The organism is Bacillus sp. JH7 (assembly GCF_001563515.1).
Classification (GTDB): Bacteria; Bacillota; Bacilli; order Bacillales; family Bacillaceae_G; genus Bacillus_A; species Bacillus_A cereus.
On record NZ_LPUS01000001.1, the window covers coordinates 970,756 to 990,218 of the forward strand.

Consider the following 19,463-nt stretch of genomic DNA (forward strand, 5'->3'; position numbering starts at 1 on the left):
CATCAGGTGACTCGCCCTAGTTTCCAAGTGATGAAAAAATATGTGAGTAACATGTAGGAGGAACTTTTGAAATGGAATTATTAGCAAAAACGAGAAAATTAAATGCGTTATTACAGAGCGCAGCAGGGAAGCCTGTAAACTTTAGAGAAATGTCTGACACAATGTGTGAAGTAATCGAAGCAAACGTATTCGTAGTTAGCCGTCGTGGTAAATTACTAGGTTATGCAATTCACCAACAAATCGAAAACGAACGCATGAAGCAAATGCTTGCAGAACGTCAATTCCCAGAAGAATATACACAAAGCTTATTCAACATTACAGAAACATCTTCAAACTTAGATGTGAACAGTGCTTACACAGCATTCCCAGTAGAAAACAGAGAATTATTTGGTCAAGGTTTAACTACAATCGTACCAATCGTTGGTGGCGGTGAGCGTCTAGGTACATTAGTATTAGCTCGTCTTGGTCAAGAGTTCTTAGATGATGATTTAATCCTTGCTGAGTACAGCTCAACTGTTGTAGGTATGGAAATCTTACGTGAAAAAGCAGAAGAAATCGAAGAGGAAGCACGTAGTAAAGCTGTTGTTCAAATGGCAATCAGCTCATTATCTTACAGTGAGTTAGAAGCGATTGAGCACATCTTCGAAGAATTAAATGGAACAGAAGGTTTACTTGTTGCAAGTAAAATTGCTGATCGCGTAGGAATTACTCGTTCTGTAATCGTAAATGCACTACGTAAATTAGAAAGTGCTGGTGTTATTGAGTCTCGTTCTTTAGGTATGAAAGGAACATACATTAAAGTGCTAAACGACAAGTTTCTACAGGAACTTGCTAAATTAAAAACAAACTAATTTGTAAAAAACTCTCCTCAATCGAGGAGAGTTTTTTATGTGCAATGGATAGATGGTGCTTGTGAAAAGTGTCATAAGCGTGTTTTCTGAGAAAACTATTAATTGTATTTATTTTTTTGCTTAAAAGAAATGAAGGTTGGTAATACTAGAATTCGAGTATGCACAAAGAAAGTTTTACATTGTTCGCATTTTCGACTTGATTGTAATATTTCAGTATGATATAGTAAGCAGTGGTGTCAGTACAAAGTACACACGTTTACTGATTTAAGTGTTGGTGCTACGTTTGTAGTTTCGCTTAGAGATGAAGTAAACGGAGGATATCAAAAACCATTTAGGAGGAACTATATTATGTCAGTAATTTCTATGAAGCAATTGCTTGAAGCTGGTGTTCATTTCGGACATCAAACTCGTCGTTGGAACCCAAAAATGAAGCGTTACATTTTCACAGAGCGTAACGGTATCTACATCATCGACTTACAAAAAACTGTGAAAAAAGTTGAGGAAGCTTACAGAACGATGCGCGACATCGCTGCTGAAGGCGGAGACATCTTATTCGTAGGTACTAAAAAACAAGCACAAGAAGCTATTAAAGAAGAAGCAACTCGTGCTGGTATGTACTTCGTTAACCAACGTTGGTTAGGCGGAACTTTAACAAACTTCCAAACAATCCAAAAGCGTATCAAGCGTCTTAAAGACATCGAAAGAATGCAAGAAGATGGTACTTTCGAAGTACTTCCTAAGAAAGAAGTTGTTCAACTTAAAAAAGAGTTAGAGCGTCTTGAGAAATTCTTAGGCGGTATTAAAGATATGAAAGGTCTTCCAAGTGCATTATTCGTAGTAGACCCTCGTAAAGAGCGTATTGCAGTTGCTGAAGCACGCAAATTACACATTCCAATCATCGGTATCGTTGATACAAACTGTGATCCAGACGAAATCGATCACGTTATCCCAGCAAACGATGATGCAATTCGTGCTGTAAAACTTCTTACATCTAAAATGGCAGACGCGATCCTTGAAGCAAAACAAGGTGAAGAAACTGTTACTGCGTAACAAAGTTGGAAAGGTGATAAGGGGTTCGGCCTTTTATCACCTTTTTTAAGGTATAAACACCTTTATAAAAGGTATAAATACATATTTTAGGAGGATGAAAAGTATGGCAATCACTGCTCAAATGGTAAAAGAATTACGTGAAAAAACTGGCGCAGGTATGATGGACTGCAAAAAAGCTTTAACAGAAACTAACGGCGACATGGAGAAGGCAATTGACTTCTTACGTGAAAAAGGTATTGCGAAAGCTGCTAAAAAAGCTGACCGCATTGCTGCTGAAGGTTTAACTTTCATCGAAACAAACGGTAACGATGCTTTAATCTTAGAATTAAACTCTGAAACTGATTTCGTTGCGAAAAACGAAGGTTTCCAAACACTAATTAAAGAATTAGCTGCTCACTTATTAACTAACAAACCAGCTAACGTTGAAGAAGCTATGGCTCAAACAATGGAAAACGGTAAAAAAGTTGAAGAGCACATCAACGAAGCAATCGCTAAAATTGGTGAAAAACTTACACTTCGTCGTTTCGAAATCGTATCAAAAACTGATGCAGATGCATTCGGCGCTTACCTACACATGGGTGGACGCATTGGTGTATTAACAGTTCTTGAAGGTTCTACTGATGAAGCTGCTGCTAAAGATGTTGCAATGCACATCGCTGCAGTTAACCCTAAATACATCGACCGCGATGCTGTAACAGCTGAAGAAGTTGAGCATGAGCGTCAAGTATTAACACAACAAGCATTAAACGAAGGCAAGCCTGAGAAAATCGTTGCAAAAATGGTTGAAGGCCGTTTAGGCAAATTCTTCGAAGAGATTTGCTTACTTGACCAAGCATTCGTTAAAAACCCTGATATGAAAGTTCGTCAGTTCGTTGAGTCTAAAGGCGGAACATTAAAAGGATTCGTTCGCTACGCTGTTGGTGAAGGTATCGAAAAACGCGAAGACAACTTTGCTGAAGAAGTAATGAACCAAGTAAAAGGTAGCAACTAATACAGATTAGGGAACACATTGTGTTCCCTTTTTTAAAATAAAGATGTAAGCAATTGGAGGTTCATTATGAGTAAACCGAAATATAATCGTGTCGTTTTAAAGCTAAGTGGAGAAGCTTTAGCTGGAGAGCAAGGATTTGGAATTAACCCAACTGTTATTAAGTCAGTTGCGGAACAAGTAAAAGAAATTGCAGAACTTGATGTAGAGGTTGCTGTTGTTGTTGGTGGCGGTAACATTTGGCGTGGGAAAATTGGAAGTGAAATGGGCATGGATCGTGCAGGGGCAGATTACATGGGCATGTTAGCGACAGTTATGAATTCATTAGCTCTTCAAGATAGCTTGGAGAATATCGGAATTCAAACTCGTGTACAAACTTCAATTGAGATGCGTCAAGTTGCAGAACCTTACATTCGTCGTAAAGCAGTTCGTCACTTAGAGAAAAAACGTGTTGTTATCTTTGCAGCAGGTACAGGTAACCCATACTTCTCTACAGATACAACAGCAGCATTACGTGCGGCAGAAATTGAAGCAGATGTAATTTTAATGGCAAAAAACAATGTAGATGGTGTATATAATGCGGATCCATCTATTGATCCAACAGCTACGAAATATGAAACGCTTACTTACTTAGACGTATTAAAAGAAGGTTTAGGTGTAATGGATTCTACAGCTTCTTCTCTATGTATGGATAATGATATTCCATTAATTGTATTCTCAGTTATGGAAAAAGGTAATATTAAACGTGCCGTTTTAGGCGAAAATATCGGAACAGTGGTAAGGGGGAAATAAATATGGGACAACAAGTATTGAAGTCTTCAAATGAAAAAATGGAAAAAGCAGTTGCTGCTTATTCTCGTGAATTAGCAACAGTTCGTGCTGGCCGTGCAAACGCGTCTGTATTAGATAAGGTACAAGTTGATTACTATGGTGCACCAACACCAGTTGTGCAATTAGCGAACATTACAGTTCCAGAAGCGCGTTTACTAGTAATTCAACCTTATGATAAAACTTCTATCGGTGATATTGAAAAAGCAATTTTAAAAGCAGATTTAGGCTTAAATCCTTCTAATGATGGAACTGTAATTCGTATTGCATTCCCTGCATTAACAGAAGAACGTCGTCGTGATCTTGTAAAAGTTGTGAAAAAATATGCTGAAGAAGCTAAAGTTGCTGTTCGTAACGTACGTCGTGACGGAAATGATGATCTTAAGAAGCTTGAAAAAGCTGGCGAGATTACAGAAGATGATTTAAGAGGATATACTGAAGATATCCAAAAAGAAACAGATAAATATATTGCAAAAGTTGACGAAATCGCAAAAAACAAAGAAAAAGAAATCATGGAAGTGTAATAGCGATAACTTCGCAATTATGACCCTCTTCTTAAGGGGGTCTTTTTACACTTTTAGGCATACGTCTGCTTGCTGGAGGGTATGAATGATGTTTAAAAACTTTCCTTTTTTTAAAGGTAAAAAGGACACATCGTTTGATCATCTCGTTGAAGAAGTGAAAAAAGGATATATCCCAGAACATATTGCCATCATTATGGATGGGAATGGAAGATGGGCAAAGAGGAGAGCAATGCCTCGTATTGCGGGACATCATGAAGGTATGCAAGTTGTAAAGAAAATTACAAAATTTGCAAGTAAACTTAATGTGAAAGTGTTAACTCTTTATGCTTTTTCAACTGAGAACTGGAAAAGACCGAAAAAGGAAGTTGATTATTTAATGAAGCTTCCAGAAGAATTTCTAGGTACATTTTTACCAGAATTGATTGAAGAAAACGTACAAGTCCGAGTAATAGGGCAAAAAGATCGTCTTCCTACGCATACACGCAGAGCGATGGAGAAAGCCATGGAAGATACGAAAGAGAATACGGGATTAATTCTTAATTTCGCGTTAAACTATGGAAGTCGAGATGAAATCGTTTCTGCTGTGCAACATATGATGAAAGATAATGAGGAAGGAAAAATTCGTTCTGAAGAGGTAAGTGAAGAAATGCTTTCCTCCTACTTAATGACGAGTTCTTTACCTGATCCAGAGTTGTTAATCCGAACAAGCGGAGAGCTACGTATTAGTAATTTCATGTTATGGCAAATTGCATATTCGGAGTTTTGGTTTACAGACGTGTATTGGCCAGACTTCAAAGAAGAACATTTGCTAAATGCGATTACTGACTTTCAACATAGAGGGCGCAGATTCGGAGGCGTGTAGAAAGAGAGGGTTTGGTAGTGAAACAGAGAATTATTACTGGAGTGGTTGCTGCCGCGCTATTCATTCCCATCGTAATATACGGTGGCGTGCCTTTTACGGTTTTAGTGTATGCACTTGCTTCTATAGGTTTATATGAATTAATTCGTATGAATAAGCTTACGCTTATTTCAGTACCGACAGTTTTAGCTGCAGTATTATTGTGGATTCTTTTAATTCCAAGTAGTGCATCAGAACTGTTTACATGGATTGGATTAGGTAAATTGGAAATCACATTTGTGATTGTTTTATTACTTTTATCATATACAGTCCTTTCTAAGAATACATTTACTTTTGATAATGCTTCATTTTTACTGATGGCAACGACATATGTGGCAATGGGATTCTTATATTTAAATGAAACGAGAATATTAGGAATTAAATATGTATTTTGCGCATTATTTGTTATATGGGCTACTGATTCAGGCGCATATTTCGTAGGAAAAGCATTGGGCAAGAGAAAATTGTGGCCAGAAATCAGTCCAAATAAAACGATTGAAGGTTCATTAGGGGGCATCGTTTGTGGAATTATTGTGGCACTTGTTTACAACGTGTTCTTCCCAGTCGAATCGAATGTAGTAATTTTAATTGTGCTGACAATTATCATTTCTATTTTTGGACAAATTGGTGATTTAGTACAATCTGCTTTTAAACGTCATTATGGCGTAAAGGATTCAGGTACAATTTTACCTGGGCATGGTGGTATATTAGACCGAACAGATAGTTGGTTATTCGTTTTACCAATTCTCTACTTCTTATTACAATACAATTAATAAATGAACGAGGGGTTGGAGTCATGAAAAACATTAGTTTATTAGGTGCAAGCGGATCAATTGGTACACAAACTTTAGATGTATTACGCTCGCACCCAGACCAATTCCGTCTCGTTGCTTTTTCTGTAGGGAAAAATATTGACTACGCAGTAAAGGTAATTCAAGAATTTTCTCCGCAAATCGTCTCTGTGCAAAGAGAGGAAGATGTTTTAAAATTACAATCTGTTTCTGGTAATACAAAAATTGTATATGGTAGTGAAGGACTTTTAGAAGTAGCATTACATCCAGATGCGGAGATTGTAGTAAATGCTGTTGTAGGTAGCGTAGGGTTGTTACCAACACTTCGTGCAATTGAGGCGAAAAAAACAATTGGAATTGCAAATAAAGAAACGTTAGTAACTGCAGGACATCTTGTAATGGAAGCAGCACGAAAACATAATGTTTCGTTACTTCCAGTTGATAGTGAACATTCGGCTATTTTTCAATGCTTGAATGGTGAAAATGAAAAAAGAATTTCTCGTCTTATTATAACGGCTTCTGGTGGAAGTTTCCGCGATAAAACGAGGGATGAATTGCATCGTGTGACCGTAGAAGATGCGCTTCGACATCCAAACTGGTCAATGGGTTCGAAAATTACAATTGATTCTGCTACAATGATGAATAAGGGACTAGAAGTAATTGAAGCACATTGGCTTTTTGGTATCCCTTATGAGCAAATCGATGTTGTTTTACATAAAGAAAGTATTATCCATTCTATGGTTGAATTTGAAGATCGTAGTGTAATGGCGCAGCTTGGTTCACCTGATATGCGAGTACCAATTCAATACGCACTTACATATCCTGATAGATTGCCTCTTTCAGACACAAAACAGTTAAACTTATGGGAAATAGGGACGTTGCATTTTGAGAAAATGGACCAAGAACGATTCCGTTGTTTACGTTTTGCGTATGAAGCTGGAAAAGCAGGTGGAAGTATGCCAGCTGTAATGAACGCAGCGAATGAAGTAGCTGTTGAAGCCTTTTTACAAAAGAGAATTGATTTCTTAACAGTGGAAGACCTCATTGAAAAAGCAATGAACCATCACAATGTCATTGCACGACCGAGCTTAGAGGAAATTTTGGAAATTGATGCGGCCACAAGACGGTTTGTGATGGAACAAATTTAGCAAAGGTGGTTATGGAATTGAATACAGCGATTGCCTTTATATTAATTTTCGGTGCACTCGTATTTTTCCATGAGCTAGGGCATCTATATTTCGCAAAAAGAGCAGGTATTTTATGCCGCGAGTTTGCGATTGGTTTTGGTCCGAAAATATTCTCATTTGAAAAGAATGAAACGGTGTATACGATTCGATTACTGCCCCTTGGTGGCTATGTAAGAATGGCTGGCGAGGATGCGGACACAGTTGAGTTAAAGCCTGGGAAAAAGGTTGGCCTTGTATTAAATGAAAAAGACGAAGTTGTGAAATTAGTTTTTGATGGATATGAAAAGTATCCAAATGTTCGTGTTATTGAAGTCGAACAAGCTGATTTGGAGCATAATTTAACAATTTCGGGCTATGAAGAGTACGAGGAAGAGCTTCAAACATTCCGAGTGAATGAAAAGGCTCGTATTATTACTGCGGGGGAAGAAATTCAAATTGCCCCGTATAATAGACAATTTGGCTCGAAAAAACTAGGGCAACGCGCTTTAACAATCTTTGCGGGTCCTGCAATGAACTTCATTTTAGCATTTGTTATTTTTGTGATTCTTGGATTTGTACAAGGGGTCCCTATTGACAAACCAATGGTCGGAAAAGTGATGGATAACAGTGCAGCACAGGAAGCTGGATTGAAAGAGAATGATACAATTCAAGCTATTGATGGGAAAAACACAAGTACATGGAAAGATGTTGTTACTATTGTACGTGAAAACCCAAATAAAGAAATTACGTTACAAGTAAAGCGTGATAATGAACAGTTTAATGTGAAAGTAACGCCAACACTTGATAAAGAAGGAAAAGACGAAGTTGGTAGAATCGGTGTTTATTCTCCTGTAGAGAAAACAGTAATGGGTTCTATTAAATCAGGATTTGAACAAACGTACCAATGGACGAAACTAATTTTTGAATCTCTTGTTAAATTAGTAACTGGTCAATTTTCTATTAATGAGTTATCAGGTCCAGTAGGAATTTATAATCTAACAGATCAAGTTGTAGATTATGGGTTTACGCGTGTACTAAGTTTAGCTGCAGTTCTAAGCATTAATCTTGGTTTATTTAATTTATTACCAGTTCCTGCTTTAGATGGTGGCCGTTTATTCTTCTTCTTAATTGAAGCGTTACGAGGAAAACCAATTGATCGCCAAAAAGAAGGAATGGTTCACTTTATTGGTTTTGCATTATTAATGTTACTTATGTTAGTTGTAACTTGGAATGACATTCGTAAGTTTTTCTTGTAAAATAAAGTGAAACTTATAATGAAATAGAGCTCGTAGAATAAAATCCCTCACCTAACTCGAGGTGAGGGGTTTTACTGCGTGTAAGAGTAAAATGAAGAGGTGCAAATAAATGAAACAAAGTATGGTATTCAGTCCTACATTACGTGAAGTTCCAGCTGATGCTGAAATTAAGAGTCATCAGCTATTACTTCGTGCAGGTTTTATGCGTCAAAATGCTTCTGGTATTTATAGCTTTCTACCATTTGGATTAAAAGTATTACACAAAGTAGAACGTATCGTTCGAGAAGAAATGGAGCGCGCAGGAGCTGTAGAATTATTAATGCCAGCTATGCAAGCTGCGGAATTATGGCAAGAATCAGGTCGTTGGTATTCTTACGGATCTGAATTAATGCGTATGAAAGATCGTAATGCTCGTGAATTCGCATTAGGAGCGACACATGAGGAAGTAATTACGGATCTTGTGCGTGATGAAGTGAAATCATATAAAAAATTACCGTTAACATTATACCAAATTCAAACAAAATTCCGTGATGAGCAAAGACCTCGTTTCGGCTTATTACGTGGAAGAGAGTTTCTAATGAAAGATGCATACTCTTTCCATGCTACACAAGAGAGCTTAGATGAAGTATACGATCGCTTATATAAAGCATACTCTAACATTTTTGCTCGCTGTGGTTTGAATTTCCGTGCAGTTATTGCTGATTCTGGAGCAATGGGCGGAAAAGATACACATGAATTTATGGTATTATCTGATGTTGGTGAAGATACAATTGCATACTCTGACACATCTGATTATGCAGCAAACATCGAAATGGCTCCTGTTGTAGCTACGTATAAGAAGAGTGACGAAGCAGAAAAAGCACTTGAAAAAGTAGCAACACCAGACCAAAAAGCAATTGAAGAAGTATCTGCATTCTTAAACATTGCAGCTGACAAGTGCATTAAGTCTATGGTGTTTAAAGTAGATGAGAAATTAGTAGTTGTACTTGTTCGTGGTGATCACGAAGTAAACGATGTGAAAGTGAAAAATGTATACGGCGCTTCAGTTGTTGAGCTTGCTTCTCATGAAGAAGTAAAAGCATTATTAAATTGTGAAGTGGGTTCATTAGGACCGATTAATGTAACAGGTGATATCGAAATTATTGCTGATCATGCTGTAGCATCAATTGTTAACGGATGTTCAGGAGCGAATGAAGAAGGATTCCATTATGTAAATGTAAATCCAGAACGTGACTTTAAAGTAAGTCAATATACAGATTTACGCTTCATTCAAGAAGGAGACCAATCTCCAGATGGAAACGGAACAATTCTTTTCGCACGCGGAATTGAAGTTGGTCATGTATTCAAATTAGGAACTCGTTATAGTGAAGCAATGAACGCAACATTCCTAGATGAAAACGGAAAAACACAACCACTTATTATGGGTTGTTACGGTATCGGTGTATCTCGTACAGTAGCAGCAATTGCAGAGCAATTTAACGATGAGAACGGCTTAGTTTGGCCAAAAGCGGTAGCACCGTTCCATGTGCATGTAATTCCAGTAAATATGAAATCTGATGCACAACGTGAAATGGGTGAAAATATTTACAACTCATTACAAGAACAAGGCTATGAAGTGTTATTAGACGATCGTGCAGAACGTGCAGGTGTTAAATTTGCAGATGCAGATTTATTCGGTCTTCCAGTTCGTGTTACAGTTGGTAAAAAAGCAGACGAAGGTATTGTAGAAGTGAAAGTACGTGCTACAGGTGAGTCTGAAGAAGTAAAAGTAGAAGAACTTCAAACATATATTGCAAATATTTTAAAATAAGAAGAGGTACCTCGTAATGGGGTACCTTCTCTTTCTTTGTAAACGTATTTTGTAAAAGAAGAGGTGAGAAATCTTTCTTTGTGGTACGTTTCAATTTATAATAGCAAATGGAAGGAGAGTGCTTATGTCTTTAACAAATGAACAACAAGAGCGATTTCAAATTTTGCTCCAGCAGTTGCAAATACCAGACGACCTTATAAATCAATATTTACAAGGCGGTGGTATTGAAAGGCTCGTTATTGATAAAGCGAATAAAAGTTGGCATTTTGATTTACAAGTGCCACGTATTTTGCCTACAGAATTATATGAATTGCTAGAAACAAAGCTTAAGCAATCATTTTCTCATATTGCAAGAACAACATTTGCATTAGAAACAGAGAATAAACAATTTACAGAAGAAGAAGTGAGGGCGTATTGGCCGCTTTGTACGGAACGAATTACATTTTCACCTATGTTCGCATACTTAAAGAAGCAGCTTCCACAGGTGAATGGAGTGAAGTTGTTAATAAATGTAAATAACGAGCTAGAGTCTACGGCTTTAAAGAAAAACGTTGCGAAACCAGTAGGGGATCAATACGAAGTTTTTGGATTCCCGCGTTTTCAGTTAGACACACATATACAGCAAAATACAGAAGAAATGCAAAAGTTTCGTGAACAAACGCAGCAAGAAGACCGTGAGCGTGTTATACAAGCTATGGAAGAAATGGCGAAGAAGCAAGCTGAAGAAAGCAGCGTTGTGTATGAAGGACCGATTACACTCGGGTATCTTATTAAGCCAGATGAAGAGATTACACCGATGCGAGAAATTCAAGATGAAGAAAGAAGAAAAACGGTTCAAGGATATGTCTTCCATGTAGAAACAAAAGAGCTTCGTAGTGGGCGTACGTTATTAACTTTAAAAATAACGGATTATACGGATTCTATTATGATCAAAATGTTCTCGCGTGACAAAGAAGATATTCCGATGCTGCAATCCTTGAAAAAAGGAATGTGGGTGAAAGCACGTGGTTCTGTTCAAAACGATACATTCGTTCGAGATTTAGTAATGATTGCAAATGATATTAATGAAATAACAGGACCGTCTCGTAAAGATAAAGCACCAGAAGGCGAAAAACGAGTAGAGCTGCATCTCCATACTCCGATGAGTCAAATGGACGCTGTCACTCCAGTTTCTAAGCTTGTTGCTCAAGCTGGTAAATGGGGACATGAGGCTATTGCGGTTACAGATCATGCCGTGGCTCAGTCTTTCCCAGAGGCGTATTCTGCAGGGAAGAAGGCTGGAGTTAAAGTTATATATGGTGTAGAAGCAAATCTAGTTAATGATGGTGTACCGATAGCGTATAACGAAGCGCATCGTTTACTTGCAGAGGAAACGTATGTTGTTTTCGACGTTGAGACGACAGGTTTATCAGCTGTATACGATACAGTCATTGAGTTGGCTGCCGTAAAAGTAAAGGGTGGCGAAATTATTGACCGCTTTGAATCTTTCGCAAATCCACATCAACCATTATCAGCGACGATTATTGAATTGACAGGTATTACGGATGATATGTTAACTGATGCACCTGAAGTGGACGAAGTGTTTAAAAAGTTTGAGGAATGGATGGGCGACCATACACTTGTTGCCCATAACGCGAGCTTTGATATGGGCTTTATTAACGTAGGTTTTAAAAAGGCTGGACTAGAAAAAACGAATAATCCAGTTATTGATACGTTAGAACTTGCACGATTCTTATTCCCAGAAATGAAAAATCATCGATTAAATACGATGTGTAAAAAACTTGATATTGAATTAACACAACATCACCGTGCGATTTATGATACAGAAGCGACGGGATATTTACTTGTGAAAATGTTGAAAGACGTAATTGAAAAGGGATTTGAATATCACGATCAATTAAATGATAGCATGGGACAAGGGGATGCGTATAAGCGTGGCCGTCCAAGTCATATGACGTTACTTGCCACATCGGATGTTGGATTGAAAAATTTATATAAACTTGTTTCATATTCTCACCTTAATTACTTTTACCGTGTACCACGTGTGCCGAGGTCACTATTAAAAAAATATCGTGAAGGAATTTTAGTAGGAACGGCTTGTGATAAAGGTGAAGTGTTCGAGGCAATGATGCAAAAGGCACCTGAAGAGGTAGAAGAAATTGCCCAGTTCTATGATTACATTGAAGTAATGCCTCCAGAGGTGTTGCGTCATTTAGTAGAACGTGAGCTTGTTCGAGACGAAGGTCAATTAAAAACAATTATTTCTAACTTAGTAAAACTAGGTGAGACGTTAGATAAACCAGTTGTTGCTACAGGAAACGTGCATTATTTAGACCCTGAGGATGCGATGTATCGTAAAATTTTAGTCAGTTCGCAGGGCGGAGCCAATCCGTTAAATCGACATTCATTACCGCCAGTACATTTCCGTACAACTGATGAGATGTTAGAATGTTTTTCATTCTTAGGTGAAGACAAAGCGAAAGAAGTTGTTGTAACAAATACACAAAAGATTGCGTCATTAATTGGTGATGTGCATCCAGTAAAAGACGATCTATACACACCGAAAATTGAAGGTGCTGATGATGAAACGCGTGATATGAGTTATAAAATGGCGCGTAGCATTTATGGTGAAGAGCTACCGGAAATTGTAGAAGCACGTTTAGAAAAAGAATTAAAAAGTATTATTGGGCATGGATTCGCCGTAATTTATTTAATTTCACATAAGCTTGTGAAAAAATCGTTAGTAGACGGATATCTAGTAGGTTCGCGTGGATCGGTAGGGTCATCATTTGTTGCAACGATGATGGAAATTACAGAAGTAAACCCATTACCACCACACTATGTATGTCCGAAGTGTAAGCAATCAGAATTCTTTAATGATGGTTCTGTAGGTTCTGGTTTTGACTTACCAGATAAAGAATGTCCTGCTTGTAATATTCCATATGTAAAAGATGGACATGACATTCCTTTCGAAACGTTCCTTGGATTTAAAGGAGATAAGGTGCCCGATATCGATTTGAACTTCTCCGGGGAATACCAACCACGTGCCCATAACTATACGAAAGTACTGTTCGGTGAAGACTATGTATATCGTGCAGGAACGATTGGTACAGTTGCGGAAAAAACTGCTTACGGATATGTAAAAGGTTATGCAAATGATCATAACTTAACGATTCGAAATGCAGAGATTGATCGCTTAGTAGCAGGGTGTACCGGTGTAAAACGTACAACAGGACAGCATCCAGGCGGTATTATCGTTGTGCCAGATTACATGGATATCTTTGATTTCTCACCAATACAGTACCCAGCTGATTCAATTGGTGCTGAATGGAGAACAACGCATTTTGATTTCCACTCGATTCATGATAATTTATTAAAACTTGATATACTAGGACACGATGATCCGACCGTTATTCGTATGTTACAAGATTTAAGTGGTATTGATCCGAAAACAATCCCAACGGATGATCCAGAAGTAATGAAAATTTTCTCTGGTCCAGAATCGTTAGGGGTAACGGAAGAGCAAATTAACTGTAAAACAGGTACACTTGGTATACCAGAGTTTGGTACAAAATTCGTAAGACAGATGTTAGAAGAGACGAAACCGACGACATTCTCAGAGTTAGTCCAAATTTCTGGACTATCACATGGTACTGACGTATGGCTTGGTAATGCAAACGAGTTAATTTATAACGGTACATGTACGCTGAGCGAAGTTATCGGTTGTCGTGATGACATCATGGTATATTTAATCTATCAAGGTCTAGATCCATCATTAGCCTTCAAAATCATGGAGTCGGTTCGTAAAGGTAAAGGTGTACCGGAAGAATGGGAAGAAGACATGAAAAATAATAATGTACCAGGTTGGTATATTGATTCATGTAAGAAGATTAAATACATGTTCCCTAAAGCCCATGCGGCTGCTTACGTACTTATGGCTGTACGTATCGCATACTTTAAAGTACATTTTGCACTGTTATTCTATGCCGCATATTTTACAGTTCGTGCAGATGATTTTGATGTAGAGGCAATGGCGAAAGGTTCAGCATCTATACGTGCAAGAATTGATGAAATTGCTCAAAAGGGACTAGATGCTGCGCCGAAAGAGAAAAGTTTATTAACAGTACTAGAAATGACACTTGAAATGTGTGAGCGTGGATACTCATTCCAAAAGGTGGATTTATACCGCTCACATGCAACAGAATTTATTATTGATGGAGACACATTAATTCCTCCATTTAATGCGGTACCTGGTCTTGGTACAAACGCAGCTTTAAGTATTGTGGAAGCACGTAAAAATGGAGACTTCTTATCAAAAGAGGACTTGCAGCAGCGTAGTAAGGTTTCGAAAACAATTATTGAGTATTTAGATAGTCAAGGTTGTTTAGGAGATTTACCGGATCAAAACCAGTTATCACTGTTCTAGTAGGTAGGAAAAGTCTTTGCAAATCAACATTTCCTATGATATACTATTAACCGAGATAACCATGTCATGTATATTGTGTAAAGAAAAGAGTGGGGAAACCCACTCTTTCGTGTTACTATCTATGTTTTCTCTACGTAGATAGGTAAAAGATTTCTGTCGTATATACATATTTTGTTACAAGTTTTACTTCTTAAATTTGGTAATACTAAGACAGATAATCCCTGCTGAACAGCAGGGGCTTTTGTTAGCTAACGAGAAAGAATAAGATAGACCGTTTTTAAAGTGGCGGGGTCTTCTTCTTTTAAATGGTACATGACGGCAGGAAGGAGGCTGTTTATGGATAAGAAAGTCACAGAAGTTGTAGAAGCATTTGCGCAGCCGATCGTTGAAGAGTTAAATCTTGAACTTGTAGATGTAGAGTATGTGAAAGAAGGACAAGACTGGTTCTTACGCGTATTCATCGATTCTGAAAAGGGAGTCGACATTGAAGAATGCGGTGCGGTAAGTGAACGTTTAAGCGAAGCTTTAGATAAAGAGGATCCAATTCCTCATCTTTACTTTTTGGATGTATCATCTCCTGGAGCGGAACGCCCATTAAAGAAAGAAAAAGACTTCCAGCAAGCGGTAGGAAAACAAGTGGCAATTAAAACATATGAGCCGATTGATGGTGAAAAGATGTTTGAAGGAAAACTGCTTTCTTACGATGGTACAACAATAACATTATTATTAACAATTAAAACACGTAAAAAAGAAATCCAAATTTCGATGGATAAAGTCGCAAATGCGCGACTTGCTGTTACGTTTTAGTTAGAAGGGGGATCTTCATGAGCACTGAGTTATTAGATGCTTTGCTCGTATTAGAATCTGAAAAAGGCATTAGCAAAGACATTATTATTGATGCGATTGAAGCAGCTTTAATCTCTGCTTATAAGCGCAATTTTAATCAAGCACAAAACGTTCGTGTGAGCTTTAACCCAGAAGTGGGAACAATTCAAGTTTTAGCACGTAAAGACGTAGTAGACAATGTGTTTGATCCACGTCTTGAAATTTCTGTAGAGGAAGCAAGACAAATTAATCCAAACTACCAAGATGGTGACGTACTAGAAATTGAAGTAACACCAAAAGACTTTGGTCGTATTGCAGCACAAACTGCAAAACAAGTTGTCACACAACGAGTGCGTGAAGCAGAGCGCGGTGTTATTTACTCTGAGTTTAGTGACCGTGAAGAAGATATTATGGTAGGTATTGTACAACGTCAAGATGCTCGTTTCATCTATGTAAGCTTAGGAAAAGTAGAAGCTTTATTACCTGTAAGTGAGCAAATGCCTAATGAGCAATACAAACCACATGATCGTATTCGCGTATTCATTACGAAAGTAGAAAAAACGACAAAAGGACCACAAATTTACGTATCACGTACACATCCTGGTCTTTTAAAACGTTTATTCGAAATGGAAGTTCCTGAAATCTATGATGGAACTGTAGAAATTCGTTCTGTAGCACGTGAAGCTGGCGATCGCTCTAAGATCTCTGTATATGCAGAGAACACTGATGTTGATCCAGTTGGTTCTTGTGTAGGACCAAAAGGGCAACGTGTACAACGCATTGTAGACGAATTAAAAGGTGAAAAAATTGACATCGTCCGCTGGTCAAATGATCCAGTTGAATATGTTGCAAATGCATTAAGCCCATCACAAGTTGTTAAAGTACTTGTAGATGAAGAAGAAAAAGCGACAACAGTAGTTGTTCCAGACCACCAGTTATCATTAGCTATCGGTAAGCGTGGACAAAATGCACGTCTTGCAGCTAAATTAACAGGCTGGAAAATTGATATTAAGAGTGAGTCTGATGCGAAACAACTTGGTATTGTAACAGAAGAAGATAGCGTAATCGCATTTGGATTCGATTCAGTGGAAGACGAAATCGAATAGAGGTGATGAGTATGAGCAATCGAAAAGTTCCGTTACGAAAATGTGTTGCAACGCAAGAAATGAAATCAAAACGAGAGCTCGTTCGCATTGTTCGTTCCAAAGAGGGAGAAGTGTCCATTGATTTAACTGGGAAAAAATCAGGACGAGGTGCTTACTTGTCGAAGGACAAGGAGAGCATTCTTCAAGCTCAAAAGAAAAATGTTTTGGAACATCATCTAAAAGCGAAAATCGACGGTTCTTTATATGAAGAGCTTCTTGAGCTTGTTGAGAAGGAGTCGAAATAAGTGTCCGATTGGAAATCGTTTTTAGGACTAGCAAACCGGGCTCGGAAAATTATTTCGGGTGAAGAACTCGTTTTAAAAGAAGTACGAAGTGGCAAAGCAAAACTTGTATTGCTATCTGAAGATGCGTCAGTAAATACTACAAAACGCATCACAGATAAAACTACGTACTACAACGTACCAATGAGAAAGGTCGAAAATCGACAACAATTAGGGCATGCGATTGGGAGAGATGAGCGAGTCGTTGTAGCTGTGTTAGATGTAGGCTTTGCGAAAAAGCTGCGTAGCATGCTCGATACAAATTACCGGGGGTGAAGGTATGAGTAAAATTCGAGTGCATGAATATGCAAAAAAACATAATATCTCAAGTAAAGATCTTATGACAAAACTAAAAGAAATGAATATCGAGGTTTCGAATCATATGACAATGTTAGACGATGAAGTAGTAAATAAATTAGATAATGAATATCAAACTGAAAAACCTTCTGTTGCAGATGAGTTTGAAGTAGAAGAAAAAGTTGTTCGCAGTAAAAAGAACAGCAATAAGAAAAAGAAAAAAGGCAAAGGAAACGAAGACAAACGTCAAGAGAACTTTGCTGGTAGACAACAAACTCAAATTGTAGAAACACCAGATAAAATTACTTTCTCTGGAAGCCTTACAGTAGGAGATCTTGCTAAAAAATTAAGCAAAGAGCCATCTGAAATTATTAAGAAGCTCTTCATGCTTGGAATTATGGCAACAATTAACCAAGACTTGGATAAAGATACAATTGAGTTAATTGCTAACGACTACGGTATTGAAGTAGAAGAAGAAGTAATTGTAAGCGAGACTGAGTTTGAAACATTCATTGATGAGCAAGATGATGAAGAGAACTTAAAAGAACGTCCAGCTGTAGTTACAATCATGGGACACGTTGACCATGGTAAAACAACATTACTGGATTCTATTCGTAACTCAAAAGTAACTGCAGGCGAAGCGGGTGGAATTACTCAGCATATCGGTGCATATCAAGTTGAAGTAAACGATAAGAAGATTACATTCTTAGATACACCTGGTCACGCAGCATTTACAACGATGCGTGCTCGTGGGGCACAAGTAACGGATATTACAATCCTTGTTGTTGCAGCGGATGACGGTGTTATGCCACAAACGGTTGAAGCAATTAACCATGCGAAGGCAGCAGGAGTACCAATTATTGTTGCTGTGAATAAAATGGATAAACCAGCTGCAAACCCTGATCGCGTAATGCAAGAACTAACTGAATATGAATTAGTTCCAGAAGCTTGGGGCGGAGATACTATTTTCGTACCAATTTCTGCAATTCAAGGCGAAGGCATTGACAACTTACTAGAAATGATCCTTCTTGTAAGTGAAGTAGAAGAATATAAAGCAAATCCAAACCGCTATGCAACTGGTACAGTAATCGAAGCACAGCTTGATAAAGGTAAAGGAACTATCGCGACATTACTTGTTCAAAATGGTACGCTTCGAGTTGGAGATCCAATCGTTGTTGGAACTTCATTCGGACGTGTTCGTGCAATGGTAAGTGATATTGGTCGTCGTGTAAAAGTTGCTGGTCCATCAACTCCTGTTGAAATTACTGGTTTAAACGAAGTACCACAGGCTGGAGATCGTTTCATGGCATTTGCTGATGAGAAGAAAGCTCGTCAAATTGGTGAATCACGTGCACAAGAAGCGTTAGTTGCACAACGTGGTGAGAAATCTAAATTAAGCCTTGAAGATTTATTCCAACAAATCCAAGAGGGCGATGTAAAAGAAATTAACTTAATCGTAAAAGCAGACGTACAAGGTTCTGTTGAAGCGATGGCAGCATCACTTCGTAAAATTGATGTTGAAGGCGTAAAAGTTAAAATCATTCACACTGGTGTAGGTGCGATTACAGAATCTGATATCATTTTAGCTTCTGCATCTAATGCAATTGTAATTGGATTTAACGTACGTCCAGATGTGAACGCGAAGCGTACAGCTGAATTAGAGAACGTTGATATTCGTTTACACCGTATTATTTATAAAGTAATCGAAGAGATTGAAGCAGCTATGCAAGGTATGCTTGATCCAGAATTCGAAGAAAAAGTAATCGGTCAAGCAGAAGTTCGTCAAACGTTTAAAGTAACAAAAGTTGGAACAATCGCAGGTTGCTACGTAACAGACGGTAAAATTACGCGTGATAGTGGCGTACGTATTATCCGTGACGGCGTAGTAATTTTCGAAGGACAACTTGATACGTTAAAACGTTTCAAAGACGACGTAAAAGAAGTTGCACAAAACTATGAGTGTGGTATTACAATTGAGAGATATAATGATCTTAAAGAAGGGGACATCATTGAAGCGTACATTATGGAAGAAGTGAAGCGATGATTATCGCTTCACTCTCATTCGAGTGTATGATTTACGATGTGCATTCTTTAAAAGAGAAACGTGCAATTTTACAACGTGTGTTAACTCGTGTAAAACAGCGCTATAATGTAGCTGTTTCTGAAGTTGGGCACCAAGATGTATGGCAACGTACAGAAATTGCAATTGTTTCCGTATCCTCAAATCGTGTTATCTGTGAGAAAGAAATGAATCGTGTACTTGAGTACATCGATTCATTTCCTGAAATTGAACGTACAATAACACATTTGGAATGGTATTGAATGAG

General features: G+C 37.9%; 17 protein-coding genes. All 17 read left to right on the top strand.

Annotated elements, in window-relative coordinates; all coding sequences use genetic code 11:
- The first annotated feature begins 71 nt into the window (after positions 1-71).
- The 17 genes from codY (at position 72) to AU379_RS05295 (ending at position 19,458) form a co-directional block, all read left to right on the top strand.
- On the top strand, positions 72-851 hold the full coding sequence (gene codY / locus AU379_RS05215) for a GTP-sensing pleiotropic transcriptional regulator CodY (protein WP_000421290.1): 780 nt from the start codon (positions 72-74) through the stop codon (positions 849-851).
- Between the two features lie 348 nt (positions 852-1,199).
- Entirely contained in the window at positions 1,200-1,901 is a 702-nt protein-coding gene (gene rpsB / locus AU379_RS05220; protein ID WP_000111485.1) for a 30S ribosomal protein S2, read from the top strand.
- A 103-nt stretch (positions 1,902-2,004) separates the two neighbouring features.
- Positions 2,005-2,892, top strand: a complete 888-nt coding sequence (tsf, locus tag AU379_RS05225; RefSeq protein WP_001018578.1) for a translation elongation factor Ts — start codon at positions 2,005-2,007, stop codon at positions 2,890-2,892.
- 66 nt (positions 2,893-2,958) lie between these two features.
- The gene (gene pyrH, locus AU379_RS05230) at positions 2,959-3,681 is read left to right on the top strand and encodes a UMP kinase (RefSeq protein ID WP_000042668.1); all 723 of its coding nucleotides are present in this window, start codon (positions 2,959-2,961) and stop codon (positions 3,679-3,681) included.
- Between the two features lie 2 nt (positions 3,682-3,683).
- Positions 3,684-4,241, top strand: coding sequence for a ribosome recycling factor (gene frr, locus AU379_RS05235; protein ID WP_000531501.1), 558 nt, complete (start codon positions 3,684-3,686; stop codon positions 4,239-4,241).
- Between the two features lie 85 nt (positions 4,242-4,326).
- Positions 4,327-5,103 (top strand): isoprenyl transferase, encoded by a 777-nt coding sequence (uppS, locus tag AU379_RS05240; RefSeq protein ID WP_000971296.1) that lies wholly within the window; start codon positions 4,327-4,329, stop codon positions 5,101-5,103.
- A gap of 17 nt (positions 5,104-5,120) precedes the next feature.
- Positions 5,121-5,912: a phosphatidate cytidylyltransferase gene (gene cdsA / locus AU379_RS05245; protein WP_000813592.1), complete on the top strand. Its 792-nt coding sequence runs from the start codon at positions 5,121-5,123 to the stop codon at positions 5,910-5,912.
- A 23-nt stretch (positions 5,913-5,935) separates the two neighbouring features.
- Positions 5,936-7,078: a 1-deoxy-D-xylulose-5-phosphate reductoisomerase gene (dxr, locus tag AU379_RS05250; RefSeq protein WP_000790375.1), complete on the top strand. Its 1,143-nt coding sequence runs from the start codon at positions 5,936-5,938 to the stop codon at positions 7,076-7,078.
- A 17-nt stretch (positions 7,079-7,095) separates the two neighbouring features.
- On the top strand, positions 7,096-8,352 hold the full coding sequence (gene rseP / locus AU379_RS05255; RefSeq protein ID WP_061138986.1) for an RIP metalloprotease RseP: 1,257 nt from the start codon (positions 7,096-7,098) through the stop codon (positions 8,350-8,352).
- A 109-nt stretch (positions 8,353-8,461) separates the two neighbouring features.
- A complete protein-coding gene (locus AU379_RS05260; RefSeq protein WP_000814297.1) occupies positions 8,462-10,162 on the top strand; it encodes a proline--tRNA ligase in 1,701 nt (566 codons plus the stop codon).
- Between the two features lie 124 nt (positions 10,163-10,286).
- Positions 10,287-14,588: a PolC-type DNA polymerase III gene (locus AU379_RS05265; protein ID WP_000060005.1), complete on the top strand. Its 4,302-nt coding sequence runs from the start codon at positions 10,287-10,289 to the stop codon at positions 14,586-14,588.
- A 336-nt stretch (positions 14,589-14,924) separates the two neighbouring features.
- Positions 14,925-15,395 carry a ribosome maturation factor RimP gene (gene rimP, locus AU379_RS05270; protein WP_000359096.1) on the top strand — a complete coding sequence of 157 codons (471 nt, stop codon included), beginning with the start codon at positions 14,925-14,927 and terminating at the stop codon, positions 15,393-15,395.
- Between the two features lie 17 nt (positions 15,396-15,412).
- Positions 15,413-16,519 carry a transcription termination factor NusA gene (nusA, locus tag AU379_RS05275; protein ID WP_000102604.1) on the top strand — a complete coding sequence of 369 codons (1,107 nt, stop codon included), beginning with the start codon at positions 15,413-15,415 and terminating at the stop codon, positions 16,517-16,519.
- Positions 16,520-16,530: 11 nt separating this feature from the next.
- Positions 16,531-16,803 (top strand): YlxR family protein, encoded by a 273-nt coding sequence (locus AU379_RS05280; protein WP_000071127.1) that lies wholly within the window; start codon positions 16,531-16,533, stop codon positions 16,801-16,803.
- Positions 16,804-17,115 (top strand): YlxQ family RNA-binding protein, encoded by a 312-nt coding sequence (locus tag AU379_RS05285; protein WP_001286524.1) that lies wholly within the window; start codon positions 16,804-16,806, stop codon positions 17,113-17,115.
- Positions 17,116-17,119: 4 nt separating this feature from the next.
- Positions 17,120-19,180, top strand: a complete 2,061-nt coding sequence (infB, locus tag AU379_RS05290) for a translation initiation factor IF-2 (RefSeq protein WP_000036343.1) — start codon at positions 17,120-17,122, stop codon at positions 19,178-19,180.
- Positions 19,177-19,458, top strand: coding sequence for a DUF503 family protein (locus AU379_RS05295; RefSeq protein ID WP_000582363.1), 282 nt, complete (start codon positions 19,177-19,179; stop codon positions 19,456-19,458). The genes infB and AU379_RS05295 overlap by 4 nt, the downstream gene beginning before the upstream one ends.
- The last annotated feature ends 5 nt before the right edge of the window (positions 19,459-19,463 follow it).